Source organism: Variovorax atrisoli, from assembly GCF_014195185.1.
In the GTDB taxonomy this organism is placed as follows: Bacteria; Pseudomonadota; Gammaproteobacteria; order Burkholderiales; family Burkholderiaceae_C; genus Variovorax; species Variovorax atrisoli.
The window spans coordinates 157,986-183,674 of sequence record NZ_JACIBG010000001.1 but is presented as its reverse complement, the minus strand read 5'-3'; the positions used below and the strand labels follow the sequence as shown (position 1 = coordinate 183,674).

General features: G+C 67.4%; 21 protein-coding genes. 3 read left to right on the top strand and 18 right to left on the bottom strand.

The window, feature by feature from the left end; genetic code table 11:
- Positions 1 to 7: 7 nt before the first annotated feature.
- From ispG to FHY06_RS00810, 8 genes are all read right to left on the bottom strand, one after another.
- On the bottom strand, positions 8 to 1,303 hold the full coding sequence (gene ispG, locus FHY06_RS00845) for a flavodoxin-dependent (E)-4-hydroxy-3-methylbut-2-enyl-diphosphate synthase (protein WP_132799699.1): 1,296 nt from the start codon (positions 1,301 to 1,303) through the stop codon (positions 8 to 10).
- Positions 1,300 to 2,274 (bottom strand): helix-turn-helix domain-containing protein, encoded by a 975-nt coding sequence (locus tag FHY06_RS00840; protein WP_132799697.1) that lies wholly within the window; start codon positions 2,272 to 2,274, stop codon positions 1,300 to 1,302. The genes ispG and FHY06_RS00840 overlap by 4 nt, the downstream gene beginning before the upstream one ends.
- Positions 2,267 to 3,124, bottom strand: a complete 858-nt coding sequence (gene pilW / locus FHY06_RS00835; RefSeq protein ID WP_019653120.1) for a type IV pilus biogenesis/stability protein PilW — start codon at positions 3,122 to 3,124, stop codon at positions 2,267 to 2,269. The genes FHY06_RS00840 and pilW overlap by 8 nt, the downstream gene beginning before the upstream one ends.
- Before the next feature lie 4 nt (positions 3,125 to 3,128).
- Positions 3,129 to 4,286 (bottom strand): dual-specificity RNA methyltransferase RlmN, encoded by a 1,158-nt coding sequence (gene rlmN / locus FHY06_RS00830; RefSeq protein ID WP_019653121.1) that lies wholly within the window; start codon positions 4,284 to 4,286, stop codon positions 3,129 to 3,131.
- 21 nt (positions 4,287 to 4,307) lie between these two features.
- Complete coding sequence (gene ndk, locus FHY06_RS00825) at positions 4,308 to 4,733, bottom strand: nucleoside-diphosphate kinase (RefSeq protein ID WP_019653122.1); 426 nt, start codon at positions 4,731 to 4,733, stop codon at positions 4,308 to 4,310.
- Positions 4,734 to 4,886: 153 nt separating this feature from the next.
- Positions 4,887 to 6,686, bottom strand: a complete 1,800-nt coding sequence (locus FHY06_RS00820; RefSeq protein WP_184602857.1) for a pseudouridine synthase — start codon at positions 6,684 to 6,686, stop codon at positions 4,887 to 4,889.
- On the bottom strand, positions 6,683 to 7,636 hold the full coding sequence (gene scpB, locus FHY06_RS00815; RefSeq protein WP_184604065.1) for an SMC-Scp complex subunit ScpB: 954 nt from the start codon (positions 7,634 to 7,636) through the stop codon (positions 6,683 to 6,685). Before scpB ends, FHY06_RS00820 begins: the two co-directional genes overlap by 4 nt.
- A gap of 128 nt (positions 7,637 to 7,764) precedes the next feature.
- Complete coding sequence (locus tag FHY06_RS00810) at positions 7,765 to 8,790, bottom strand: RluA family pseudouridine synthase (RefSeq protein ID WP_409327438.1); 1,026 nt, start codon at positions 8,788 to 8,790, stop codon at positions 7,765 to 7,767.
- 23 nt (positions 8,791 to 8,813) lie between these two features.
- Here FHY06_RS00810 and FHY06_RS00805 point away from each other — a divergent pair, with 23 nt between their 5' ends.
- On the top strand, positions 8,814 to 9,623 hold the full coding sequence (locus FHY06_RS00805) for an outer membrane protein assembly factor BamD (RefSeq protein WP_019653126.1): 810 nt from the start codon (positions 8,814 to 8,816) through the stop codon (positions 9,621 to 9,623).
- 55 nt (positions 9,624 to 9,678) lie between these two features.
- On the opposite strand, the gene FHY06_RS00800 is transcribed toward FHY06_RS00805, so the two are convergent.
- Together FHY06_RS00800 and FHY06_RS00795 are read right to left on the bottom strand one after the other, a co-directional pair.
- Positions 9,679 to 11,766 carry an ATP-dependent DNA helicase gene (locus FHY06_RS00800; protein ID WP_184602855.1) on the bottom strand — a complete coding sequence of 696 codons (2,088 nt, stop codon included), beginning with the start codon at positions 11,764 to 11,766 and terminating at the stop codon, positions 9,679 to 9,681.
- Positions 11,763 to 11,966, bottom strand: coding sequence for a YdcH family protein (locus tag FHY06_RS00795; RefSeq protein WP_019653128.1), 204 nt, complete (start codon positions 11,964 to 11,966; stop codon positions 11,763 to 11,765). Before FHY06_RS00795 ends, FHY06_RS00800 begins: the two co-directional genes overlap by 4 nt.
- Before the next feature lie 108 nt (positions 11,967 to 12,074).
- Between FHY06_RS00795 and FHY06_RS00790 the strand changes: the two genes are divergently transcribed.
- Positions 12,075 to 12,848 (top strand): PP2C family protein-serine/threonine phosphatase, encoded by a 774-nt coding sequence (locus FHY06_RS00790; RefSeq protein WP_019653129.1) that lies wholly within the window; start codon positions 12,075 to 12,077, stop codon positions 12,846 to 12,848.
- A 35-nt stretch (positions 12,849 to 12,883) separates the two neighbouring features.
- Here FHY06_RS00790 and FHY06_RS00785 read toward each other — a convergent pair whose 3' ends face one another.
- The 8 genes from FHY06_RS00785 to FHY06_RS00750 all read right to left on the bottom strand — a co-directional run bounded on the left by FHY06_RS00785 (position 12,884) and on the right by FHY06_RS00750 (position 23,959).
- The gene (locus FHY06_RS00785) at positions 12,884 to 13,546 is read right to left on the bottom strand and encodes a hypothetical protein (RefSeq protein WP_019653130.1); all 663 of its coding nucleotides are present in this window, start codon (positions 13,544 to 13,546) and stop codon (positions 12,884 to 12,886) included.
- Positions 13,543 to 14,643 carry a cell division protein ZapE gene (gene zapE, locus FHY06_RS00780; RefSeq protein ID WP_019653131.1) on the bottom strand — a complete coding sequence of 367 codons (1,101 nt, stop codon included), beginning with the start codon at positions 14,641 to 14,643 and terminating at the stop codon, positions 13,543 to 13,545. The genes FHY06_RS00785 and zapE overlap by 4 nt, the downstream gene beginning before the upstream one ends.
- Before the next feature lie 13 nt (positions 14,644 to 14,656).
- Positions 14,657 to 16,084, bottom strand: coding sequence for a dihydrolipoyl dehydrogenase (lpdA, locus tag FHY06_RS00775; protein WP_184602853.1), 1,428 nt, complete (start codon positions 16,082 to 16,084; stop codon positions 14,657 to 14,659).
- Positions 16,085 to 16,240: 156 nt separating this feature from the next.
- Entirely contained in the window at positions 16,241 to 17,512 is a 1,272-nt protein-coding gene (odhB, locus tag FHY06_RS00770; protein ID WP_019653133.1) for a 2-oxoglutarate dehydrogenase complex dihydrolipoyllysine-residue succinyltransferase, read from the bottom strand.
- 53 nt (positions 17,513 to 17,565) lie between these two features.
- Positions 17,566 to 20,442: a 2-oxoglutarate dehydrogenase E1 component gene (locus tag FHY06_RS00765; RefSeq protein WP_019653134.1), complete on the bottom strand. Its 2,877-nt coding sequence runs from the start codon at positions 20,440 to 20,442 to the stop codon at positions 17,566 to 17,568.
- A 187-nt stretch (positions 20,443 to 20,629) separates the two neighbouring features.
- Positions 20,630 to 22,645, bottom strand: coding sequence for a propionate--CoA ligase (locus FHY06_RS00760; RefSeq protein WP_260309379.1), 2,016 nt, complete (start codon positions 22,643 to 22,645; stop codon positions 20,630 to 20,632).
- A 24-nt stretch (positions 22,646 to 22,669) separates the two neighbouring features.
- Positions 22,670 to 23,272 carry an isochorismatase family protein gene (locus FHY06_RS00755; RefSeq protein WP_126184342.1) on the bottom strand — a complete coding sequence of 201 codons (603 nt, stop codon included), beginning with the start codon at positions 23,270 to 23,272 and terminating at the stop codon, positions 22,670 to 22,672.
- A gap of 15 nt (positions 23,273 to 23,287) precedes the next feature.
- Positions 23,288 to 23,959, bottom strand: coding sequence for a TetR/AcrR family transcriptional regulator (locus FHY06_RS00750; protein WP_184602849.1), 672 nt, complete (start codon positions 23,957 to 23,959; stop codon positions 23,288 to 23,290).
- Positions 23,960 to 24,064: 105 nt separating this feature from the next.
- Here FHY06_RS00750 and FHY06_RS00745 point away from each other — a divergent pair, with 105 nt between their 5' ends.
- A complete protein-coding gene (locus FHY06_RS00745) occupies positions 24,065 to 25,687 on the top strand; it encodes a 4-hydroxyphenylacetate 3-hydroxylase family protein (RefSeq protein WP_184602847.1) in 1,623 nt (540 codons plus the stop codon).
- Positions 25,688 to 25,689 lie beyond the last annotated feature (2 nt).

Below are 25,689 nucleotides of genomic sequence, written 5' to 3'. Positions count from 1 at the left end.
GAAGCGGTCAGGCGACGTCGGCAGCGAGAGGCTGGCCGAAGCGCTTTTCAATGTAGTTTTCGACGAGCTGATGGAACTCGTTGGCGATATTGTCGCCGCGCAGCGTGAGAGCCTTTTCGCCGTCGATGAAGACGGGTGCTGCGGGTGCCTCGCCGGTGCCGGGCAGGCTGATGCCGATGTCGGCGTGCTTGCTCTCGCCGGGGCCGTTGACGATGCAGCCCATGACGGCCACCTTGAGCGTCTCCACGCCCGGATATTTCTTGCGCCAGACCGGCATCTGCATCCGCAGGTAGTCGTCGATCTGCTTGGCCAGCTCCTGGAAGGTGGTGCTGGTGGTGCGGCCGCAGCCCGGGCAGGCGGTGACGCTCGGCACGAACACGCGCAGGCCCAGCGCCTGCAGGATCTCGGAGGCGATCACCACCTCCTGCGTGCGCGACTCGCCCGGCTGCGGCGTGAGCGACACGCGGATCGTGTCGCCGATGCCTTCCTGCAGCAGGATCGACAGCGCCGCGGCCGACGCCACGGTGCCCTTGGTGCCCATGCCGGCCTCGGTGAGGCCCAGGTGCAGCGGATAGTCGCAGCGGCGGGCCAGCTCGCGATAGACCGAAATCAGGTCCTGCACCCCGCTCACCTTGCACGACAGGATGATCTGGTTGCCGGCCATGCCCATCGACTCGGCCAGCTTCGCGGACTCGATGGCCGAGGTGATGAGCGCCTCGTACATGACCTGCTTGGCGTCCCAGGGCTCGGTGCGACGGCTGTTGGCGTCCATCAGGCTGGCAAGCAGCTCCTGGTCGAGGCTGCCCCAGTTGACGCCGATGCGCACCGGCTTGTTCCAGCGCATCGCGGCGTCGATCATTTGGCCGAACTGCCGGTCCTTCTTGTCGCCCTTGCCCACGTTGCCGGGGTTGATGCGGTACTTGCTCAGCGCCTCGGCGCAGGCCGGATAGTCGGTCAGCAGGCGGTGCCCGTTGTAGTGGAAGTCACCCACCAGCGGCACGTCGATGCCCATGCGGTCGAGCTGCTCGCGGATGTAGGGCACCTGCGCGGCGGCCTCGGGCGTGTTGACCGTGATGCGGACCATCTCGGAGCCGGCCTGGGCCAGTTCCTTCACCTGGATCGCCGTGCCGATGGCATCGACGGTGTCGGTGTTGGTCATCGACTGCACGCGCACCGGGGCGTCGCCGCCCACCGTGACCACGCGCGGGCCCCAGACCACGCTGGCCTGGCGCGAACGGCGCGGCTTGGGAGCCGCGGCCTCGATGGGGACGGGAAGGCAATCTCTGCTGCTGGCGGAAGTCACGGCTTCACCTCGAAACGCGCCACGCCACCGCTCTTGGTGAAGGGCTTCAGGTCAAAGGGCTGGCCGCGGACCTGCACGTCGACGCTCGACGCACGGCCGACCACGACCGACAGCGGCAGCGTACCCGACAGGCCCACCGTTTCGCCGGCCTGCAGGCTGCGGCGCAGCAACTGCTTGCCGCCGGCTTCGGTCACGGTGATCCAGCATTCCTCGCGAGCCACGAAGACGAGCGGCTGGCTGCTCGAAGCGGCGGCCACGGGCGTGGCTGCCGGTGCCGCAGCAGCCGGCGCGGCAGCGGCGGGCACAGCAGGAGCCGCAGGCGCACCTGGAGCAGGGGTTGCCGCAGGCGCATCGCCGGCCACCGGACCGCTGGGGGCCACGGCCTGCGTAGGCACGCTCTCGGCCACCGAACCGCCGCTCGAAGCCGCCGCGCCGGCAGAACCCGATTCGGCACTGGACTCGCTGCGCGCCGTGAGCCGCGCCACGGAAGCGCTGAGCTGGTCGAAAGCCGACTGCGGCAGCCAGAACAGCGCACCCGCGCCGATCAGCAGCAGCAACACGACGATCAGCAGCGGCCGCGAAGGCAGCCCGCTGGAGCGGCTGCTGCCACCCCAGCGCGGCGTACCCGAGCCGATGTTCGAGCGAAGGGTGCGGTCGGTCTCGGCCAGCGACACCTTCTGCGTGGTGGGCAGCTTCGCGAGCACGGGGGCCGGATCGATGCGCAGGGCGCGGCAGACGCTGCTGGCCAGCGCACGGGCGAAGACCGGATCGGGCAGCGAGGCGATGTCGTCCGCCTCCAGCGCCATGAGCTTCTGCGGCGGCACCTTCAGGGCCGCCGCGACCATCTCGATGTGCAGGCCATGGGCCTCGCGCGCCTCGCGAAGCAGCTCGCCGGCCGTCTTGTTCGCGATATCGCCTGTTTCCAGTGGCAATGCGGCGGAAGTGCCGAACTCCGAAACCCGATCAGTCATTGAAATTCCCGCGCTCGTACGCTGTTGCCTCCCGCGACTGGGGGAAGCGTCGTTGCAGTTGGCCTCCCAACTGCGCGACTGCTTCGCGGTTGTTCAGCTTGCGTTCGATCTTGATGCCGAGCCAGAGCGTCTCGGGACTGGCCGCGGCGCTGTTGTTGACGCGGCGGATGTAGAACTGCGCGCGCGACCACTCCTCGCGCTGCGCCAGCACCGACGCCAGGTTGAAAGCGACGACCGGATTGCTGGCGTCGATCTCGTAGGCCTGCATGAGCGTGCGCTCGGCCTTTTCCCGCTGGCCGGCCTTGAGCTCGCACACGCCCTGGGTCATGAGGGTCTTGGCGCGCTCGGTGTAGGTCGGCACCGCCAGGGCCTCGTTGAACTGGGCAGCGGCGTCGCCATAGCGGTTCTGCTGGCACAGCAGCCAGCCGTAGTTGTGGCGCGTGTTCGGGTCGCGCGGATTGATCGCGATGGCGCGGCGGAAGCTGTCCTCCGCCAGGCCGGCGTCGTCGAGCCGCATGTAGACGAGGCCGCGCAGGTTGTACGCGTCGGCGTTGTTGGGGTCGGCGGCCAGCGCCTGCTTGATTTCGTCGAGGGCCACCGTGGTCTGGCCGTGCTCGAAATAGCCGGCGGCCAGCTCCATGCGCAGGCGCGCGCGGCGCTGGCGGTTGGACTCGTCGGACTCGGTGACGATCTCGGTGCCCTTGGGCGAATTGCTGCTGTCGGCCAGGCTGGTGGTGGTGGTGCGCGTGCTCACGCAACCCCCAAGCAGCAGCGACACGGCGACGCCCGCGAAACCCACAGTCAGCATCCGCTGCACGTTCGCGGTCGTCATCGAAATGGCCATGCTCATCGGTTCAGTGCTCCTGGGAGACGGTCTTGGTCTTGCGGACCGGGTGCAAAACGACGGGGCGCTGCTCCGCCGCGCGGCGCTGCGCCATGCGCTCGGCCGCCCGGGTGCGGTCTTTCACGTCGCCGGCGAGCTGGCCGCAGGCGGCATCGATGTCGTCGCCGCGCGTCTTGCGCACGGTGGTCACGAGGCCGGCCTCGCTGAGCGTCCGGGCGAACGCCAGCACGCGCGGCTGCGGCGAGCGCAGCAGGCCCGAGGCCGGAAACGGGTTGAACGGAATGAGGTTGAACTTGCACGAGATGCCGTGCTTGCGGACCAGGTCGACCAGTTGGCGCGCATGTTCGGGCTGGTCGTTCACTCCGTCGAGCATGCAGTACTCGAAGGTGATGAAGTCGCGCGGCGCATGGGCCAGATAGCGCTTGCAGGCCTCGATGAGCTCGTCGATCGGGTACTTGCGATTCAGCGGCACCAGGTCGTCGCGCAGCGGATCGTTGGGCGCGTGCAGCGAAACGGCGAGCGCCACGGGGCAATCGGCGCCCAGGCGGTCGATCATCGGCACCACGCCGGAGGTCGACACCGTCACGCGGCGGCGCGACAGCCCGTAGGCGTTGTCGTCGAGCATGGTGCGCAATGCAGGCACCAGCGCCGAGTAGTTCTGCAGCGGCTCGCCCATGCCCATCATCACCACGTTGGAGATGACGCGTTCGTCGCGCTTCAGGTGCTTGCGCAGGAAGTGTTCGGCAAACCAGAGCTGGGCGACGATTTCGCCCGTGCCCAGGTTGCGGCTGAAGCCCTGATGCCCCGTCGAGCAAAAGCGGCAACCAACCGCACAGCCGGCCTGGGACGACACGCAAAGAGTGCCGCGGTCGTCCTCGGGAATGAATACGGCTTCGACGGCATTGCCGTCACCGACGTCGAACAGCCACTTGATCGTGCCGTCCTTGGATTCGTGCTGCGTGATGACCGGCAGGGCCTCGACGCGAGCGGTGGTCGCGAGCTTCTCGCGAAGCGACTTCGCCAGATCGGTCATCTGGGTGAAGTCGCTGGCGCCACGCTGGTGGATCCAGCGGTAAAGCTGCGTGGCGCGGAATTTCTTCTCGCCGAGTTTTTCGCAGAACGCAGCCAACCCCTCGAGATCGAAATCGAGCAGGTTGGCCGTGGTCATGGAATCAGGCGAGATCCGGCTTCAGCGTGCGTAGACGTTGAGGCCAGCGAAGAAGAAGGCGACTTCGTTCGCGGCGGTTTCGGGAGCGTCCGAACCGTGAACGGCGTTGGCGTCGATGCTGTCGGCGAAGTCGGCGCGGATGGTGCCGGCGGCTGCCTTCTTGGGGTCCGTGGCGCCCATCAGGTCACGGTTCTTGGCGATGGCGTTCTCGCCTTCGAGCACTTGCACGAACACGGGGCCGGAGATCATGAACTCGACGAGGTCCTTGAAGAAGGGACGCTCCTTGTGCACGGCGTAGAACTGTTCGGCTTCGTTGCGCGACAGGTGCACCAGCTTGGCGGCAACGATCTTGAGGCCGGCAGCTTCAAAACGGGAAACGATCTTGCCGATGACGTTCTTGGCAACTGCGTCGGGCTTGATGATGGAAAGGGTACGTTCGATAGCCATTGAAATGCTTCCTGGAGCTTTGATTTTGAATTGTTTTGTCACAACTGCAACGAGTTTGTTTCGTCACTTGTCGACAAAGCCTCTGATTTTAACCGGCGCGGCCTTGCGGATTGGTGAAAACCCCGCGAAAGGCCGCGATGCGACGGCAGCCTTTCAGCGCCCGCGGCGGCGTCCGCCGCCCTGGCCTCCGAAGCCGCCACCACCGCCTCCGCCGCCGCCGCGGCGCTGGCCTCCGCGCTGCTCCTTGCGCTGGCGCGAAAAACTGTCTGCGCCGATGTAGCCCAGCGAGGTCTTCATCGGATCGGGCTGGTTGGCGGCGCCCTGCTGGCGATCGCCACCCTGGCGGCCGCCGTTGCCGCGGCGTCCCTGCCCCTGGGGCTGGCCACCGTTGCCGCCATTGCCGCGGTTGGGACGCCCGCCCCGCTCGCCGCGCGGCGGACGGCCGTCGCCCAGCGGATTCGGGATCGGCGCCTCGCGCCCGCCGCCGTCGCGCGCGGCCTGGCCGCCGCCTCCGTTGCGATTGCCGCGGCGCTTCTTGTTGCGGCCGCCGCGGCCGTTGCCGCCACCCTCTTGCCCCGGACCGCGCTGCTGCTGGCCCGGACGCGCCACCGCGCCACCCGAAGCCTGGAACAGCGCGCGGATGTCGCGGTCGTCGAGCTCCATCCAGGCACCGCGCTTCAGGCCGCGAGGCAGCACCATGGCGCCGTAGCGGATGCGGATCAGCCGGCTGACCGCATGGCCCACCGACTCGAACAGGCGCCGCACCTCGCGGTTGCGCCCTTCGGAGATGGTCACGCGGTACCAGCAGTTGGAACCTTCGCCCCCACCGTCCTCGATGGCCCCGAACTGCGCCATGCCGTCGTCGAGACGCACGCCATCGAGCAGCTTCTGCTTCTCTTCGGCGGTGAGCGCGCCCAGCACGCGCACCGCGTACTCGCGCTCCAGGCCGAAGCGCGGGTGCATGAGCTGGTTGGCCAGGTCGCCGGAGCTGCTGAACAGCAGCAGGCCTTCGGTATTCAGGTCGAGACGCCCCACCGACTGCCACTTGCCCTGCTGCAGGCGCGGGAGCTTGCGGAACACGGTCGGGCGGTTCTGGGGATCGTCGTGCGTGACCACCTCGCCCACGGGCTTGTGGTACGCGATGACGCGCGGCGGCGGCGGTGCGATGCGGTAGCGGATCGGCTTGCCGTTGATCTTGACCTGGTCGCCGTACTGGATGCGCTGGCCGATGTGGGCCGGCTCGTTGTTGACGGAAATGCGTCCCTGGAGGATCAGTTGCTCCATTTCGAGCCGCGAACCCAGGCCCGCCTGCGCCAGCACCTTGTGCAGCTTGGGCGAATCGGCCTCGGGCAGCAGCACGCGCTTGAGCGGCGGGACCTCGGGGCTTTCCTCGTCGGCGTCGAACTGGCCGGAGATGACGTCCGCGAACCGGATCGGCTCGGGCGGAGGCGCGTTGCGCTGCTCACGCTCGGCGGCGCGGCGCGCGCGGTCGAGGTCGTCCTCCTCCTCGTCGGGCTCTTCCTCGTCTTCTTCGTCCTCTTCGCCGTCGTCGCGCACCTCGTCGTTGCGGTCGCCGGCGCGCTCGGGCGCCGGAGGCTGGGCCGCCACCACGGCAGCCTCGGCCGGCACATCACCAGGGGCGGCTTCAGCAACCACTGGCGCCTGCTCGATGGCCGGCGCCGCAACTTGCGGCTCAGCGGATTCGGCGGCGGCCTCGACGGCCGGAGCGGCTACCGCTTCGCCTTCGACGGCAGGCTGCTCGACAACCTTCTTCTTGCGGGGCGCGCGCGGCTTCTTCGGCGCCTCGGCCACGGCCTCGGATGCGGGCGCCGGGGGCGCAACCGCCTCGACAGCTTCAACCGCAGCCTTTTTGGCCGTGGTCGCCCTTTTCTTCTTCTTGACTTCGGGCTCGACCGGCAGCATTGCTGCGTCTTCGGTGTCGGTTGTGCTCATGAGGTTTTTCCGGGAGAGGGAGCGTGAGGATCGGCCTCGTCCTCGGACGGGGCATCGGATTCCGACGCGGGTTCTTGTTCTTGCTCGGCGGCAGCGGATTCGGCGCCTGCCTCGTTCTCGGCGACCTGCGCCTGGGCAGCCTCGATGGCTTCGATCGCCTCGGCGGCTTCTGCCGCCTCGGAAACTTCGGGCGTGATGTCGACGGCGGCAGGCTCTTCGGCTGCGTTCGTCACAGGTTCGGCTTCTTCGCCTTGCTGCGAAGCCGCAATCTCGGCATCGGGCACCGGCGCGTCGGCGGAGGAAAGCCCCAGCTCCGCCATTCCCGAGGCATCGGCGTCGCCCTCGGTGGCGGCTTCGGGTTCCGCAGCCGCATCGATCGGCAGCCCCTGCTGCTCGCCCGAGGCCTGCTCCAGCGCATCGACCAGCGCCGCCTGCTGTGCCGGCGTCTCGATCAGCGGCAGTTGATCGAGCGAGGCCAGCCCCAGATCGTCGAGGAACTGCCGCGTGGTCGCATAGAGCGCCGGGCGGCCGACCGTCTCGCGGTGGCCGATGACCTCGACCCAGCCGCGGTCTTCCAGCTGCTTGAGGATCATCGAATTGATCGTCACGCCGCGGATGTCTTCCATATCGCCGCGCGTGGCCGGCTGGCGGTAGGCGATGATCGCCAGCGTCTCGAGCGCAGCACGCGTGTAGCGCGGCGGCTTCTCGGGGTGCAGGCGATCGAGGTGGTCGCGCATTTCAGGCCGGCTCTGAAAGCGCCAGCCGCTGCCGACGCTCACCAGCTCCAGGCCGCGCTGCGCCCAGTCTTCCTGCAGTTCGAGCAGCAGCGACTTGATGGTGTCCGCACCCAGTTCGTCGTCGAACAGCACGCGCATATCGCGCACCGGCAACGGCTGGCTCGAACAGATCAAGGCGGTTTCGAGAATGCGCTTGGCATCCGCCGTATTCATGGTTCGCGTTATCCGGGAAAAGGCGCCTGGGGGCGCTTGTTCAGAAGGATGGAAGGAGTAGGCGCTGCAGGCACGCGGCAGATGCAACGCGAGGCCGGTCTCGGGCGACCGGCGCGGCCCTCGGGCCGTCAGGCGCGATTGTAATCCAGGCCCCAGGCATGCAAAGCCCGGACGAGGTCTTGCGGCAACGGCGAGCGGAACTCCAGCGCAGCCTGCGTGACGGGATGCACGAAGGCCAGCCTGAATGCATGCAGCGCCTGGCGCGACAACCCGGCGGCCGGCGCGCCGCCGTAGAGGGCATCGCCCACCAGCGGATGGCCGATGGAGGCCATGTGCACGCGGATCTGGTGGGTGCGCCCGGTTTCGAGCGTGCAGCGCACGGCGCAGCCCTCGGCGTTGCTGTCGAGCCGCTCGATCAGCGTGCGGGCCGTCTTGCCCGCGTGGCGTTCCAGATCGACCACCGCCATGCGCAGCCGGTTGCGCGGGTCCCGCCCGATGGGTGCGTCGACATGCCGCGCCGCCGCGCCCTCCCACTGCCTGTGGCCGATGGCCAGGTACTGCCGCTTGACCTCGCGCGCGGCGATCAGCGCCACCATCGCATCCATCGCGGCGCGAGTGCGCGCGACCACCATCAGGCCGCTGGTATCGCGGTCGAGCCGGTGCACGATGCCGGCGCGCGGCAGCAGCACGGCCTTGGGGTCGAGCGCCAGCAGGCCGTTCAGCAGCGTGCCGCTCCAGTGCCCCGGCGCCGGATGCACCACGAGGCCGGCCGGCTTGTCGACAATGCGCAGATGCTCGTCCTCGTACACGGTGACGATGTCCATCGCCTCCGGCCGGAAGGCCTGGCTCTGCGGCGTCGGGCGCAACTCGATGCGGCCGGACTGGCCCGCCTTGACGGGGGCCGAGGCCTTGGTGACCGTACGCCCCTGCAGTTCGACGACGCCCGCCTCGATCAACTGCTGCAGGTAGCTGCGGGAGAACTCGGGCACCAGCGCGGCGAGCGCCCGATCGAGCCGCTGGCCGTGCTGGGCCGGGTCGATGACGAAGGGCCGCTGCTCGCTGGCCTCGACCGGGTCCGCGCCCTCTTCGTGCTCGGCCACCTCCGGGCTGTCGGGGATATTGCCCAGGGGGTCGGTCGATATAATTGAGGGCAACTGTTTCACGAAAGCCGTATGTGATGATTCGCGCCAAATTATCGGTCCCCGCCTGGATCGCGCTCAGCGCGGCGGCTCTGCTGGCAGCAGGCTGCTCGTCGACACCCTCCGCCGACAAGACCGCCACCTGGAGCCCCAACCGGATCTACTCGGAAGCCAAGGACGAGGCAGGCTCCGGCGCCTACGACAAGGCAATCCCGCTCTACGAGAAGCTCGAAGGCCGCGCGGCCGGCACTCCCCTGGCGCAGCAGGCACAGCTGGAAAAGGCGTACGCCCAGTACAAGTCGGGCGAAAAAGCTGCAGCCATCGCCACCGTCGACCGCTTCATGAAGCTGCACCCGGCGAGCCCGGCCCTCGACTACGCGCTCTACCTCAAGGGCGTGATCAACTTCAACGACGACCTCGGCATGTTCGCATTCCTGACGCGCCAGGACCTGTCGGAGCGCGACCAGAAGGCCGCGAAGGAATCGTTCGAGGCGTTCAAGGATCTGGTCACGCGCTTCCCCGATTCGCGCTATGCCCCCGACGCTCGCCAGCGCATGAATTACATCGTGAACTCGCTCGCTCAGTACGAAGTTCACGTGGCCCGCTACTACTACACGCGCGGCGCCTACCTGGCGGCCATCAACCGCGCGCAGGTCGCACTGGCCGACTACCGCGAAGTGCCGGCGCTCGAAGAGGCCCTGTACATCATGGTCAAGTCGTACGACGCACTCGGCATGAAGGACCTGCGCGACGACGCCCAGCGAGTGCTGACCACCAACTACCCGCAGAGCACCTTCCTCGCCAACGGCTTCAAGGGCAAGGACGATCCCTGGTGGAAGGTCTGGTAAGCCAGAACCCTTCCTGAACCGGCAGGGCCGCAAGCGCCCTGCCGTAGCCTCCCGCTCAGTTCTTGAGCGCCTCCAGCGCGGCATCGAAATCGGCTTCGGTCTCGAGCCGCCGCATCGGAGGCAGGGCTGCCAGCAAGCGGCGCCCGTAACCCATCGCCACCAGACGCGTATCGCAGATCGCCAGCACGCCGCTGTCGGTCTCGCGCCTGATCAATCGGCCCGCGCCCTGCTTGAGCGCCACCGCGGCCTCGGGCAGCGAATAGTCGGCGAACGAACTCCGCCCCTGCGACTCCAGGCGCTGCGAGCGCGCCTCGACCAGCGGATCGTTAGGCGGCGGGAACGGCAGCTTGTCGATCACCACCAGTTGCAGCACGTCTCCCGGCGCATCGAACCCCTCCCAGAACGAGGCGGAGGCGACCAGCACGCAGCCGGCACGCCCTGCGCTCGAACCTTCGCGGAATCGATCCATCAGCACGCGCTTGGGCAGTTCGCCCTGCACGAGCACTTCGGGCCGCAGCTGCGCGTCGAGCAGCTCGAACCGCTGCCTCATTTCGTCGCCGATGGTGCGCAGCGCGCGCAGCGTGGTCGTCAGTACCAGCGTGCGGCCGCCGAGCTCCGCCGCTCCGCGCGCCGCCAGCTGGGCGACCCGCTGGCTGTGGGAGGGATCGTTGGGCTTGGGAAAGGCTCGCGGCACATAGATCGCGGCCTGCGAGGCGTAGTCGAAGGGGCTCTGCACGCGCAGCACCTCGGCGTCCTGAAGGCCGCAGGGCTCGGTGAACCAGCGCAGCGTAGGCTCGTCGCCCAGAGTGGCCGAGGTGAAGACCCAGGCGCGGCCGCCCTCTTCCCGCACGTTGCCGGATCGCGCCGGCTGCTCGCCGTAGGCGTCGAGTCCATCCTCCTGCTCGTCGCCGTCGAACCTTTCCTCATCGGCATCGTCCGCGATCTTGAGGACCCGCTTGCGCATCGCATCGGCGATGTCCAGCGGTGATTCGATGAGCCGCAGCTGCGTACCCACGTCCACCCAGCGCACCGAATCGACCTCGCATGCCAACGCGAACTTCGACGCACGTTTCGCCAGCTGGCGCGCCCGCTCGTGAAGCCGCACGAAATCGGGCGAGATCTCGCTGACCGTGTCCAGCCCTTCCGCTGCCGCCTGGAATGCGTGCAGCAGTTCGTCGAGCGCGCCCTGCCATGCGTCTGGGTCGATGCCGTCGGGCGACGCCCCCAGCCAGCGCAGCTTGGCGCCGGGCCATTGCTTGCCGACCACCAGCCGCAGCTCGCGCGCGGCGCGCTCTGTCGCGGACACCAGCTTCTGCCAGTCGACGAGCCCGCGTGCATGCTGCAGGCCTGCGGCGAGCATGTCGCGGGCGAAGTCGAGCGCCTGCCCCGTTCCGAGCTGCGCGCCCAGGAACTGCACGCCTGTCTCGTTGAGCTGGTGGGCTTCGTCGAACACCACCACGCTCACCGTCGGCAGCAACTCGGCCATGCCGGTCTCGCGTACCGCGAGGTCGGCGAAGAAGAGATGGTGGTTGATGACGACGATGTCGGCCGCCAGCGCCTCGCGGCGCGCCAGGTTGACGTGGCAGGGTTTGAACTGCGGGCATTGGGCGCCCAGGCAGTTCTCGCGGGTTGACGTGATCAGCGGGATGAGCGGCGAGCGCTCGTCGAGCCCCGGCAGTTCGGCCAGGTCGCCTGTGCGGGTGGCCTTCGACCATTGCTCGATCTTGGCGAGCGTGCGCAGGCTGCCGCGCTCGGGCAGCGAAGCGTCGTGGCGTGCCATGTCGAGCCGGTGCAGGCACAGGTAGCTCGCGCGCCCCTTGAGCAGCGCCGTGCGCACCGGCAGGCCGAAGGCTTCGACGAGGCGCGGCAGGTCGCGGCCGAACAGCTGGTCCTGCAGGGTCTTGGTGGCGGTGGAGAGCAGCACGCGCTCGCCGCTCAGGAGTGCCGGTACGAGGTACGAGAACGTCTTGCCCACGCCGGTACCGGCCTCGACCACCAGCATGCCGCCGTTGTCGATGGTGCGGGCCACGGCCATCGCCATCTCGGTCTGCCCCGAGCGTTCGCGGAACTGCTCCGCGGCGCGGGAAAGGCCGCCGTCCTGCGCGAAGGCGTCGCGCACCTTGTCTTCGAGCGAACCCGTCACGCCGGCTCTTTCGGATCGAGGATGTTTTCGAGACGGGCGATCTGGTCGCGCAGCGCGAGGCGGCGCTTCTTGAGGCGCCGAAGCAGCAGCTCGTCCTGGGCCGAGCCTTCGGCCAGCCTGTCGATGGTGGCGTCGAGGTCTGCATGCTCGATGCGCAGTTCGATCAGCTGGCGGGAGAGGGAGTGAAGATTGGAGTCCAACGGTGGGAAGCGCACGCGTGGTTTGCGTGCCGCATGTTCATTCGATAATACGTCCTGACACGAATCCCCGAGAAGACAGGAACCCGCGCCCCAGGCGCTCATTGCTTCATGACCCAAGGCTTTCGACTCGCAGCGGCCACCGGACTCCACAAGGGAGACCGACCGTACCAGCAGGACCAGGTGCTGCTGATGAGCCACCCGCGCGTGCAAGGCTGCATATTGGGCGTGGTGGCGGACGGCATGGGCGGCCGAAGCGGCGGGCGCAAGGCCTCCGACCAGGTCCTCATGACGGCGCGGCAGCTCTTCACGCGCTACCAGCCCGGCAAGGAAGACCCCGAAGCCCTGCTCAAGCGGATCCTCGAGGACTCGCACACGGTCATCAAGCTCACCGCCGTTTCCGCCGAGCAGGAGCCGCACAGCACGATCGCGGCCTTCCTCATGAATCCCAAGGGCGACTGCGCCTGGATCCATGCTGGCGACTCGCGCATCTACCACTTCCACGACGGGCAGCTCGTCAAGCGCACGCGCGACCACTCTTACGTGCAGGTGCTGATCGACCGCGGCCAGATCACCGAGGCCGAGGCCAACATCCATCCGCAGGGCAACATCCTGCTGGGCTGCCTGGGCATGACGACCACGCCGCCGCCCATCGATCCCTACTACATCCCGAAGATGGCCCCGGGCGACCTGCTGATGGCATGCAGCGACGGGCTCTGGCACTACTTCAGCCCCGAGGAGCTGGCCAGCGTGCTCTTCGCACAGCCGCCGCGCGATGCGGTGGAGATCCTGGTGGGTGAAGCCCGCCGCCGTGCACGGGGAACGGGCGACAACATTTCCATCGCCGTCCTGAAGCTCGACGCGCTTCCCGCAGCCGCCGCCTGAGCGCGGGGCCGCGAAAAGCCTCTTTTTTCTCTTTATCAGGGCTTTGCCGGTTCGGCAGGCGGCGGTGGCAGGGGCGCCCCGCGCGGCCTGTCGCGCTCGGCGTTGCGCCGTTCGCGATCGGCCTTGTGCTCGGCGGCGCGTCGCTGCTTCTCCTGGAAGCGCCGCACGGATTCAGGGATTTCGGCGCTACGCTGGGCCGCCTTGGCCTGCTCGTCGGCATGCGCCTGCTGCTTGGCCTGGAACTGGCGCTCGCGCTCAGCGGCTTCAGCGGCGGTGGCGGCACGGCTGGCCGCGTGATCGGCCGCGCGCTGCTCGCGGTCCTTCTGGTTCTGGATGGATTGCTGCTGCTTCTCGGGCGTGTCCGCCGGACGCTGCGTGCCCGCCTTCTCGTCGAGCTTCCTCAGCTCGGCCGCGCCGGCGCGCTGGCGCTGGATGTCGTTGATGGCGGTTTCCTGCCGCTTGATGTTGTCGGTTTCCTTGCGGCGGCGGCTGCGGCTTTCCTGCAGGCAGTCTTCCACCGCGAACTTCTTGTAGCAGGCGGCGCGCTCCTCGACGAAGCGCTTCTCTATCGCCTCGCGCTCGGCCGACAGGCGGCGCTTCTCCGCCTCGAGGTCGGCGTTGCCCGCCGCGGCATTGGACTGGGCCCACAGCGGCAGGCTGGCCAGCGCCATGAACACGGCAAGAACGATTTTTTTCATGTGAGTCGGGTATCGACGACGCGGCGTTCCAGGGCGAGGAACTCGCTCGATTGCATTTCGGTGAGCCGGGAGACCGTGCGCGGAAATTCGTGCGACAGCGGACCCTCGGTGTACAACGCCTCGGGCGGAACCTCAGCCGACATGATGAGCTTGCACCGCCGGTCGTACAAGACGTCGACCAGCCAGGTGAAACGGCGCGCTTCGGAAGCCATGCGCACCGGCATGTGCGGCACGTCGGACAGCAGGATGGTGTGGAACTGGCTCGCGATCTCCAGGTAGTCGTTCTGCGAGCGCGGACCGCCGCACAGCGTCTTGAAGTCGAACCAGACCACGCCGCCCGCCTTGCGCCGCGCACGGATCTCGCGCTGCTCGATGTGCAGCACCGGGTTCTCGTCGGCCGTTTCGGCCAGCCTGTCGAACGCCTTGCGCATCTCCTTCTCTGCCGCGCCGTCGTTGGGCGTGAGGTACATGCGCAGCTGCTCGAGCGTGCGGCGCCGGTAGTCGGTGCCGTTGTCGACGCTCAGCACCTCTAGCTTCTCGTTGAGCAGCTCGATAGCGGGCAGGATGCGGTCGCGGTGCAGGCCGCCCGGATACAGGTCGTCAGGCTTGAAGTTCGAGGTGGTGACGAAGCCCACGCCGTTGTCGAACAGGGACACGAGCAGGCGATGAAGAATCATCGCGTCGGTGATGTCGGCCACGTGGAACTCGTCGAAGCAGATCAGCTTGTAGCGCTTGGAGATGCGCAGGCCCAGCTCGTCGAGCGGGTTGACCGTGCCCTGCAGCTCGCGCAGCTCGCGGTGCACCTCGCGCATGAACTCGTGGAAGTGCAGGCGCGTCTTGCGCCGCAGCGGCACGGCGTTGAAGAACAGGTCCATCAGGAAGCTCTTGCCCCGCCCGACGCCGCCGTACATGTAGACGCCGCGCGGGAGCTCCGGCCTGTTGATGAGCTTCTTCAGCGCATTCGAGCGCTGGGCCTTGTACTCGGCCCATTCGCTGGCGCAGCGATCCAGCGCCTCCACGGCGCGCAGCTGCGCGGGATCGCTCTTGAACCCGCGCGCAGCGAGTTCCGCCTCGTAGGCCTGTTTGACGCTGGTCAAAAGATCGGCAGGATCAGAAGTTCAGCGTGCGCTTGTCGACGGCGAGCGCCGCTTCCTTCGTGGCTTCCGACAGCGAGGGGTGCGCGTGGCAGATGCGCGCGATGTCCTCGGCGCTGGCCTTGAACTCCATCGCCACCACGGCTTCGGAGATCAGCTCGCTGGCCTGCGGGCCCACGATGTGCACGCCCAGGATCTCGTCGGTCGCGGCGTCGGCCAGGAACTTGACCATGCCGGTCGTGTCGCCCAGCGCGCGTGCGCGGCCGTTCGCGAGGAACGGGAAGGTGCCGGCCTTGTAGGCGCGGCCCGAGGCCTTGAGCTGCTGCTCGGTCTGGCCGACCCACGCGATCTCGGGGCTGGTGTAGATCACCCACGGGATCGTGTTGAAGTTGACGTGACCATGCTGGCCGGCAATGCGCTCGGCCACGGCAACGCCCTCTTCCTCGGCCTTGTGCGCCAGCATCGGGCCGCGCACCACGTCGCCGATGGCCCACACGTTGGGCAGGTTGGTCTTGCACTCGTCGTCCACCGCGATGGCGCCGCGCTCGTCGAGCTTCAGGCCCACGGCTTCGGCGTTCAGGCCGATGGTGTTGGGCACGCGGCCGATCGAGACGATCAGCTTGTCGACTTCCAGCGTCTGGGCTTCGCCCTTGGCGTCGGTCCAGGCAACGCTCACGCCCTTCTTCGACGACTTGATCTCGCCGACCTTCACGCCGAGTTCGATCTTGAGCTTCTGCTTGTCGAAGGCCTTCTTGGCTTCCTTCGCGATCTGCTCGTCCACCGCGCCGAGGAAGGTCGGCAGCGCTTCGAGCACGGTGACTTCAGCACCGAGGCGACGCCACATCGAGCCCATTTCCAGGCCGATGACGCCCGAGCCGATCAGGCCCAGCTTCTTCGGCACGGCGCCGATGCGCAGCGCGCCGTCGTTCGAGAGGATGTTCTCCTCGTCGAAGGGCGTGCCCGGCAGCGCGCGGGCGTTGGAGCCCGTGGCCACGATGATGTGCTTGCCGACGATCGACTCTTCGGCGGCGCCAGCCACCTTGATCTCGTAGCCGCCTGCGTCCGACTTCACGAACGAGCCGCGACCGTGGAAGAACGAGATCTTGTTCTTCTTGAACAGGTACAGGATGCCGTCGTTGTTCTGCTTCACGACCTGGTCCTTGCGGGCCAGCATCTTGTCGATGTCGAGGCCCAGGCCCTCGACCTTGATGCCGTGGTCGGCGAAGTGGTGGCCGGCCTGCTCGAAGTGCTCCGACGACTGCAGGAGCGCCTTCGAGGGAATGCAGCCGACGTTGGTGCAGGTGCCGCCCGGTGCGGGGCCGCCCTTGCCGTTCTTCCACTCGTCGATGCAGGCCACGTTGAAGCCGAGCTGTGCGGCGCGGATGGCAGCGATGTAGCCGCCAGGGCCGCCGCCGATGACGATCACGTCAAATTGTTTGGACATAGGTTCTTTCGTAATTCGGTGTGCCGCTTTCAAACAGGGCCGCGCGAAGCGCCGGCCAGTTCGCAGGCACCCGCGGAACCGGCTCTGCCGGGCCGCCGGGTGCGCCCCCTCGAGGGGGGAGGCGGCTACACGAAGTGAGCAAGCAACGGGGGTGGATCAAATATCAAACAGCAGGCGCGACGGATCTTCCAGCGCCTCCTTCATGGCGACCAGGCCCAGCACGGCTTCGCGGCCGTCGATGATGCGGTGGTCGTAGCTCATCGCCAGGTAGTTCATCGGACGGATCACGATCTGGCCGTTCTCGACCACGGCGCGGTCCTTCGTGGCGTGCACGCCGAGGATGGCCGACTGGGGCGGGTTGATGATCGGGGTCGAGAGCATCGAGCCGAAGGTGCCGCCATTCGAGATGGAGAACGTGCCGCCGGTCATCTCTTCGATGCCCAGCTTGCCGTCCTGGGCCTTCTTGCCGTATTCGGCGATCTTCTTCTCGATGTCGGCGAAGCTCATCTGGTCGGCATTGCGCAGGATCGGCACCACCAGGCCGCGCGGCGAACCGACGGCGATGCCGATGTCGAAGTAGCCGTGGTACAGGATGTCGTTGCCGTCCACCGAGGCGTTGAGCACCGGGTACTTCTTGAGGGCATGCACGGCGGCCTTCACGAAGAAGGACATGAAGCCGAGCTTCACGCCGTGTTCCTTGGTGAAGCTGTCCTGGAAGCGCTTGCGCAGTTCCATGACGGGCGCCATGTTGACCTCGTTGAAGGTCGTCAGGATGGCGTTGGTCGACTGCGACTGGATCAGGCGCTCGGCGATGCGGGCGCGCAGGCGGCTCATCGGCACGCGCTGCTCGGGGCGCTCGCCCAGGTCGGGGGCGCTCGCGGGAGCGGCGACCTGCGGCAGCGCGGGCTTTGCGGCCGGCACGGCGATGGTGGCTGCAGGTGCGGCAGGCTTGGCGCCCGAAGCGACCGCGGCGAGCACGTCGCCCTTGGTCACGCGGCCGTCCTTGCCCGAGCCGGCGACATCGCCGGTCTTCAGGTTGTTGTCGGCCAGCAGCTTGGCGGCGGCGGGCATGGCCACGTCGGCCTTCGAGCCGCCGGTGGCGGCGGCTGCAGCTGCCGGAGCGGCTGCGGGCGCCGGGGCTGCCGCGGCGGCGGGGGCTGCAGCAGGTGCTGCGGCACTGGCCTTGCCTTCGGTGTCGATCTTGGCGATCAGCTGGTCGGCGACCACGGTGGCGCCGTCGGGCTGGATGATTTCGGCCAGCACGCCGGCCGAGGGAGCGGGCACTTCGAGCACGACCTTGTCGGTCTCGATCTCGATCAGGATTTCATCGACGGCGACGGCTTCGCCGGCTTTCTTCTTCCAGGTGAGCATGGTGGCTTCGGCCACGGATTCGGAAAGCTGGGGGACTTTGACTTCAACGATAGACATTTGGAGTGGGCTCCGATTTGTTCTTCAGGGTGTTCGTGTGAAAGAGGACAGGTTTACTTGGTCAGCACGAAGCCCTTGAGCTTGGCGAATGCGCCGTCGACGAGCGCCTTCTGCTGTTCCTGGTGCAGGTGCGAGTAGCCCACCGCCGGCGAGGCCGATGCGGCACGGCCGGAGTAGCCGAGCTTCTGGCCTTCCTGCATGTTTTCGTGGATGTAGTGCTGCACGAAGAACCAGGCGCCCTGGTTCTGCGGCTCGTCCTGGCACCAGACCACGTCGACGAGATTCGGGTACTTCTTGATCTCGGCGGCGAATGCCTTGTGCGGGAACGGATAGAGCTGCTCGACGCGGATGATCGCCACGTCGTCGGCTTCCTTCTCCTCGCGCTTCTTGGCCAGGTCGTAGTAGACCTTGCCGGAGCAGGCGATCAGGCGCTTGACCTTCTCGGCCTTCAGGTCGCGGCTGTCGGGGATCACGGTCTGGAAACCGCCCTTGACGAACTCGGACAGCGGCGAGGTCGCGTCCTTGTTACGCAGCAGCGACTTCGGCGTCATGATGATCAGCGGCTTGCGCAGGCTGCGCACCATCTGGCGGCGCAGCACGTGGAAGATCTGGCTGGCCGTGGTGGGCTGCACGATCTGCATGTTGGCGTCGGCGGCGAGCTGCATGAAGCGCTCCAGGCGGGCCGAGCTGTGCTCGGGGCCCTGGCCTTCGTAGCCGTGCGGCAGCATCATGGTGATGCCGTTGACGCGGCCCCACTTCACTTCACCCGAGGCGATGAACTGGTCGATCACGACCTGCGCGCCGTTGACGAAGTCGCCGAACTGCGCTTCCCAGATCACCAGGGTGTTCGGGTCGTTCGAGGCGTAGCCGTATTCGAAGGCCAGCACCGCTTCTTCCGAGAGGATCGAGTCGATGACGACGAACGGAGCCTGGTTGTCGGCCACGTTCTGCAGCGGCACGTAGGTGCCTTCGTCGAACTTCTCGCGGTTCTGGTCGTGCAGCACCGCGTGGCGGTGCGTGAAGGTGCCGCGGCCGGAGTCTTCACCCGACAGGCGCACCGGATAGCCGCTGGCCACCAGCGAGGCGAAGGCCATGTGCTCGCCCATGCCCCAGTCGACGTTGACGTCGCCGCGGCCCATGGCGGCGCGGTCGTCCAGCACCTTCTTCACCAGCGGGTGCACGGTGAAACCTTGCGGCACGGTGGTGATCTTCTCGGCCAGGCGCTTCCACTCGGTCGTGGGGATGGCGGTGTCGCCGGCGTCGGTCCACTTCTTGTTGAGGAAGGGGCTCCAGTCGACCGCGTACTTGCTCTTGAAGTTGGTCAGCACCGGGTCGATGGTGTGCTTGCCGGCATCCATGGCGGCGCGGTAGGCCTTGACCATGTCGTCGCCGAGCGTGTCGCCCAGGCCCTGCGCGGCCAGCTTGTCGGCGTACAGGCGGCGGGTGCCGGGGTGCTGGGCGATCTTCTTGTACATCAGGGGCTGGGTGAGCGAGGGGGTGTCCTGCTCGTTGTGGCCCAGCTTGCGGTAGCAGACGATGTCGACCACCACGTCCTTGTTGAATTCCTGGCGGAACTCGAGCGCGAGCTGCATGCACAGCACCACGGCTTCGGGATCGTCGCCGTTCACGTGCAGCACGGGCGCCTCGATCATCTTGACGATGTCCGAGCAGTACAGCGTCGAGCGGCTGTCGCGCGGGTCGCTGGTGGTGAAGCCGATCTGGTTGTTGATGACGATGTGGACCGTGCCGCCGGTGTAGTAGCCGCGGGTCTCGGCCAGCGCCAGCGTTTCCATGACCACGCCCTGGCCGGCGAAGGCGGCGTCGCCGTGCACGAGCACCGGCAGCACCGAGTCGCCTTCCTTGTCGCCGCGGCGGTCCATGCGCGCACGCACCGAGCCTTCGACGACCGGATTGACGATTTCGAGGTGGGAGGGGTTGAAGGCCAGCGACAGGTGCACCGGGCCGCCAGGGGTGCTGACGTCGGAGCTGAAGCCCTGGTGGTACTTCACGTCGCCGCTGGGCAGCTCTTCGGGGGCGGTGTGGTCGAATTCGGCGAACAGGTCGGCGGGCATCTTGCCCAGCGAGTTCACCAGCACGTTCAGGCGGCCGCGGTGGGCCATGCCGATCACGATTTCCTGCACGCCCTTCTCGCCGGCGCGGTTGATGAGCTCGTCCATCGCGACGATGAAGCTCTCGCCGCCTTCGAGCGAGAAGCGCTTCTGGCCGACGTACTTGGTGTGGAGGAAGCGCTCGAGGCCTTCGGCCGCGGTCAGGCGGTCGAGAACGCGCTTCTTCTGCTCGGTATTCAGCTTGGGATTGGTGCGGGCGCTCTCGAGCTTCTGCTGCCACCAGCGCTTGTGGTTCTGGTCGGTGGTGTACATGTACTCGGCGCCGATGGTGCCGCAGTACGTTTCGCGCAGAGCGTTGAGCAGCTCGCGCAGGGACATCGTTTCCTTGCCGAAGAAGGTGTTGCTGGTGTTGAACACCGTCTCGAGGTCGGCGTCGGCGAAGCCGTAGAACGAGGGCTCGAGTTCGGGGATGGAGGGGCGCTCGGCGCGCTTGAGCGGATCGAGGTCGGCCCAGCGGGCGCCGACGTTGCGGTAGGCGGCGATGAGCTGCTGGACTGCCGTGCGCTTGCGGCCGAGTTCGGAGTCGGCGCCGCTGGCCTGCACGACCTTGGTCGTGCCCTGCTTCGCGAGTTCTGCGAAGGCATTGATGACCGGCTGGTGGGGGACGTCGCGGGTGTTGGAGCCGTCGGCGGCAGGCACGTTCTGCAGCGCGTCGAAGTACGAACGCCAGTTGTCGGGCACGCTGCCGGGGTTGGCGAGGTAGTTTTCGTACATTTCCTCGACATACGGCGCGTTGCCGCCGAAGAGGTACGTGTTGCCTTGATAGGCGGTGTACGCCGTGGGCGTGGAAGAATCGCTCATGATCCGCTGACCTTCGCTTCCCTGAGGGAAGCACTAGTTGGTTTAAGAAACCTTCCGCGACACGGCTGAACCGATTGGCGGATGCGACTGTGGCTGGGGAAGGGCCTGAGTACCTTGGCATTGTGCCACGTCAACCATATGACGGTCCAACCCGGCTTCGCAAGCCCTCCTGTTGCTCATTCCCCGCTCATTCGGACGAAGTGAGTAACTGTTTGATCTGCTGCAGGGTGGCCGGGTCGTCGATGGTGGTCAGGTCGCCGGGGTCGCGGTGCTCGCAGACGGCCTGGATGGCGCGGCGCAGCAGCTTGCCGCTGCGGGTCTTCGGCAGGCCCGAGACGAAGCGCACCCGCGCCGGCCGGGCCAGGGCGCCGAGCTGGTCGGCCACCACCTTCATGATCTCGCCCTCGAGCTTCAGGGCGGCATCGGCATCGGCCACGGCCTTGCCGTCCTTGGGCACGACGAAGGCCATCGCGACCTGCCCCTTCAGCGCATCGGCCACGCCGACGACCGCCACCTCGGCCACGTTGGAGTGGCCCGAGATGCTCTCCTCGATCTCGCGCGTGCCGAGCCGGTGGCCTGCCACGTTGATCACGTCGTCGGTGCGCCCGAGGATGTAGAAATAGCCGTCCTCGTCGCGGATGCCCCAGTCGAAGGTCGAATAGACCATCTTGCCGGGCACGCTGTTCCAGTAGGTGTTGACGAAGCGCGCATCGTCCTTCCACACGGTCTGCATGAAACCCGGCGGAGTCGGCCCCTCGACCACGACCACGCCCTTCTCGTTGGCGCCGGTCAGTTCCTCGCCGGTGGACTCGTGCAGTATCTTGATGCGGTAGCCGTACATCGGCACGCCGGGGCTTCCGAACTTGCTGGGCTTGGGCTCGACGCCGTTGGCGATGGTGATCATCGGCCAGCCCGATTCGGTCTGCCAGTAGTTGTCGATGATCGGCACGCCAAGACCCTCGCTGATCCAGCGGGCGGTCGGCTCATCGAGCGGCTCGCCGGCCAGGAACAGCGCGCGCAGGGTCGAGAGATCGTATTTCTTCAGCAGCGCCGGGTCCTGCTTCTTCAACACGCGCACGGCGGTGGGCGCGCTGAACATCACCGTCACCTTGTATTTCTCGACCAGCCGCCACCAGATGCCTCCGTCGGGCTGCCGGTCGATGCCCTGCGTGGGCAGGCCCTCGTACATGATCGTCGCCATGCCCGCGATCAGCGGGCCGTAGACGATGTAGCTGTGCCCCACCACCCAGCCGATGTCGCTGGTGGAGAAGTAGGTCTCGCCCGGCCGGCCGTCGAAGATGTGCTTCATGCTCGCAGCCAGCGCGACCGCGTAGCCGCCCACGTCGCGCTGCACGCCCTTGGGCTTGCCCGTGGTGCCGCTCGTGTAGATGGTGTAGCTGATGTCGGTGGAAGCCAGCCAGGTGCATGGCACCTCGGCGTCGAGGTGCTTGCGGCGCAGCTCGGCGGCCAGATGGTCGCGCCCGGCAGTCAGCTCCATGGGTGCGAGGCCGCGGTCGGTCAGCAGCACGGCCGAGGGCTTGTGCCTCGACAGCCGGATCGCCTCGTCGAGCAGCGGCTTGTATGCGATGACCTTGCTGCCGCGCGAGCCCGCGTCGGCGCTCACGATCACCTTGGGCTCGGCGTCCTCGATGCGCGTGGCGAGCGACCCGCTGGCGAAGCCGCCGAACACCACGCAATGGATGGCGCCGATGCGCGCGCAGGCCAGCATCGCGAAGGCGGCCTCCGGGATCATCGGCATGTAGATGAGCACGCGATCGCCCTTGCCCACCCCCAGCTCGAGGAGGCTGGCGGCGGTGCGCTGCACCTCGGCGTGCAGCTCGGCGAAGCTGTAGCTCTTCTCCACACCCGTTTCGGTGGACACGAAGATCAGCGCCGGCTGGTCGCCCCGCTGCGCGAGGTGCCGATCGACTGCGTTGTGGCAGAGATTGGTGGTGCCGCCCACGAACCAGCGCGCGAAAGGCGGCTGGCTGGCGTCGAGGATCTGTTGCGCGGGCGTCTGCCAGTCGATCAGCTTCGCCTGCTCGGCCCAGAAGGCCTCGGGCGCGTCGACGGACTGGCGATAGAACTCTTCATAGCGGCTCATCTCGGTTTGTCTCCTGTCATTCGTTCCGTCCTGGCCGGCGCCAAAACTGAATTCATAATTATGGAGGCCGATCTTGCAGCAAGCTGACAGCCGGGGCAACCCGGCTTCACTCCACCCCCAGGCTCAGCGGATCAGCGAGAGCACTTCGGGAAACGCCGGATGCTCGGCCGTGCGCAGCCATTCGAAACCGACCATCTCGGTCGTCACCAGCTCGGCCCCAGCGCCAGCCAGGCGGTCAAAGGCGGCATCACGGTTGCGCTCGGTGCGCGAACTGCAGGCGTCTGTCACGACCCAGACCTCGAACTCGTCTTCCAGCAGGTCGAGCGCCGTCTGCAGCAGGCAGACATGGGCTTCGCAGCCGGCAATGACGATGCTGTTGCGCTCCTCGGCGGCTTGCTGCGGCTTCTGCAGATGCTTGGGCAGGCTGCGCGCATTGCCCTGCGGCGCCTTGGCCGGCACGCGCAGCCACTCGCCGAGGCCCTCCTCCACGCCACTGAAGTGCATCTTCGACAGGGTGCGCTGGCACTGCGCGCGGATGTCGGGCAGGTTCTGGCCCAGCTTGGAGGGGTTGTGCTCGGTGCCGAACACTGGCACCTGGAACAGCCTGGCCATCTTGCCGAGCCGCACGGCGTTCTGCGCAACCGCTTCTCCCTCGAAGATCGCCGGCATCAGGCGCTCCTGGTAGTCGACCAGGATGAGTTGGGATTGCGAGGCGTCGAGCAGCATGAAAAGGTTCTTTCTTCAGGAATCGGTTGAATCGGGCTGAACCGTACCACCGAAAAGACCTGGCTGACGCGAGCCGCCGGCCACGCGCGCGACGAGCTGCGCCACGTAGGACTTGAACAGCGCATCGGCCGACTGCCTGAACATGCGGATGCGCCCCGTATGCTGCATCAGCAGCAGGCCGACGCCGTGCGCGAAGAGCGCGGTGTTCTCGCGCAGGGCCGCGTCGGCGTCGAGCCCCAGTTCCTGCAGCGCTTCTTCGCAGGGTCGCAGGGCCTGGTAGAGATGGTCGTTCAGCTCGTGGTCGAGCTCGCTGGTCAGGCCGCGCGGACGCATGCCCTGCACCAGATAGAAACCGAGGTCGAGCTCGCGCGGATTCGCTGCGTAGAAGTCGAACCAGGCCCGGGCCCTCGCAGCGAGCGCCTGTCCGGGGCCGTCCTGCGACGCAGAGGCCTCGGCCACCGCGGACTGCAGCCGCTGGATGGACTCGTTCAGCAGAGCGGCGTAGATCGCTTCCTTGCTCTCGAAGTACGAATAGATCGCACCCGGGGTGTAGCCCGCCCTCCTGGCGATTTCGCGAACGCTCGCGCCCTCGATGCCCGCCTCGAGGAAGACCGCCCGTGCAGCGTCGAGCACGAGCGCCCGGCGGGCATCGGTGAGCGCCTGTCGGCGTTGGAGCTTGGCATGCATGGGCGGGACTATAGCCCTCCGATTGATCGTCGATCCAGTCTTCTGATCGTTGATCGAAAAATTGAACAGTGTTTAAATCCCGGCAACAGCCAGGAGACAGACACGATGAACGCCCCGCTTTCCAGCGCCTCCCTCATGTCCGGCGCCGACTACCGAGAATCGCTGCGCCGCTACAAGCCCACGGTGTTCGTCGACGGCCGCCGCGTCGACAGCGTGGCCGACGAAGCCGCCTTCCAGCCCGGCATCAATGCCATCGCCCTCACCTACGACTACGCGCTGAGGAAAGAGTACGAGCCGCTCATGACCGCCGTGCAGCACACCAGCGGCAAGCGGGTCAACAGGCTCTCCCACATCAACACCAGCGCCGGCGACCTGCTCAACAAGCTCGAAGCGGTGCGGCTGGTCTGCCAGGAAACGGGCTGCGCCCAGCGCTACCTGACGCACGACGCGCTCAACGCCATCGCCCAGGTGTCGGCCCGCATCGACGACGCCCGTGGCAGCACCGAGCACACCGCCCGCTTCCACGAGTACCTGCACCGCGTGCAGGACCAGGACCTGACGCTCGGCGTCGCCATGACCGACGCCAAGGGCGACCGCAGCCGCCGCCCGCACGAGCAGGCGAACGTCGACAGCTACCTGCACGTGGTCGAGCGCAGCGCGCGCGGCATCGTCATCTCTGGCACCAAGGCGATCGTGACAGGCGCGCCCTATGTGCACGAACTGCTCGTCATGCCCTGCCGCAACATGGGAAGGGAAGACGCCGACTTCGCCGTCTGCTGCGCCGTGCCGCTCGATGCACCCGGCCTGGCCATCGTCGCGCGCCCGGCGGGCAGGCCCGGCGAGAAGCTGGAGCATGGGGAGGCCCTCTTCAGCCGCAAGTACGGCCAGAGCACCGGCGTGTGCATCTTCGACAAAGTCTTCGTGCCCTGGGAGCGCGTGTTCTACGCGGGCGAGTGGGAGCACTCCGGCCACCTGACCTACAGCTACGCCACGCACCACCGCCACAGCTGCATCGGCGCGCGCGCCGGCTTCGGCGACCTGCTGATCGGCGCGGGCGCGCTGATGTGCGAGGCCAATGGCTTCGACCCGGGCAAGGAGAGCCACCTGCGCGAGCAGATGGTCGAGCTCATCACCATCACCGAGAGCTTCTTCGCCTGCGGCGTGGCGGCCAGCGTCTACGGCAAGGCCGACGAGCATTGCGAGGTGTTCATGCCCGATCCGGTGTTCAGCAACATCGGCAAGCTGCTGCTGGCCACGAAGATCTACGACATGCACCGCATCGCGCACTACGTGAGCGGCGGCCTGATCGTCACCCTGCCCGGCCCCGACGAAGACCACAACCCCGAGACTGCCGCCCGCCTGTCCGACGTGCTGCGGGCCAACCCGGCCATTCCCTACGAACAGCGCATCGAGACGGCCCGATTCATCGAGGACCTGACGGCCGGCTACCAGGGCGGCTGGTACAGCGTGATCAGCCTGCACGGCGGCGGCTCGCCCGCGGCGATGAAGCAGGAGATCTGGCGCAACTACCCCGTGGGCTCCAAGGTCGAGCTGGTGGAGCGCATCCTGGAACGCGGCATCGCGGCCGATGGTTCGCCCGCCGCCGCGCCGCACGACCCGGCCCGCGCCATCACGCGCAACCGCCAGCCCGGCAGGTGCTGCGACACCGGCTGCACCACGCCTGGCCAGGCCGTGATGGTCGAGCTGCCCGTCTCGCGACGCGCCTAGAC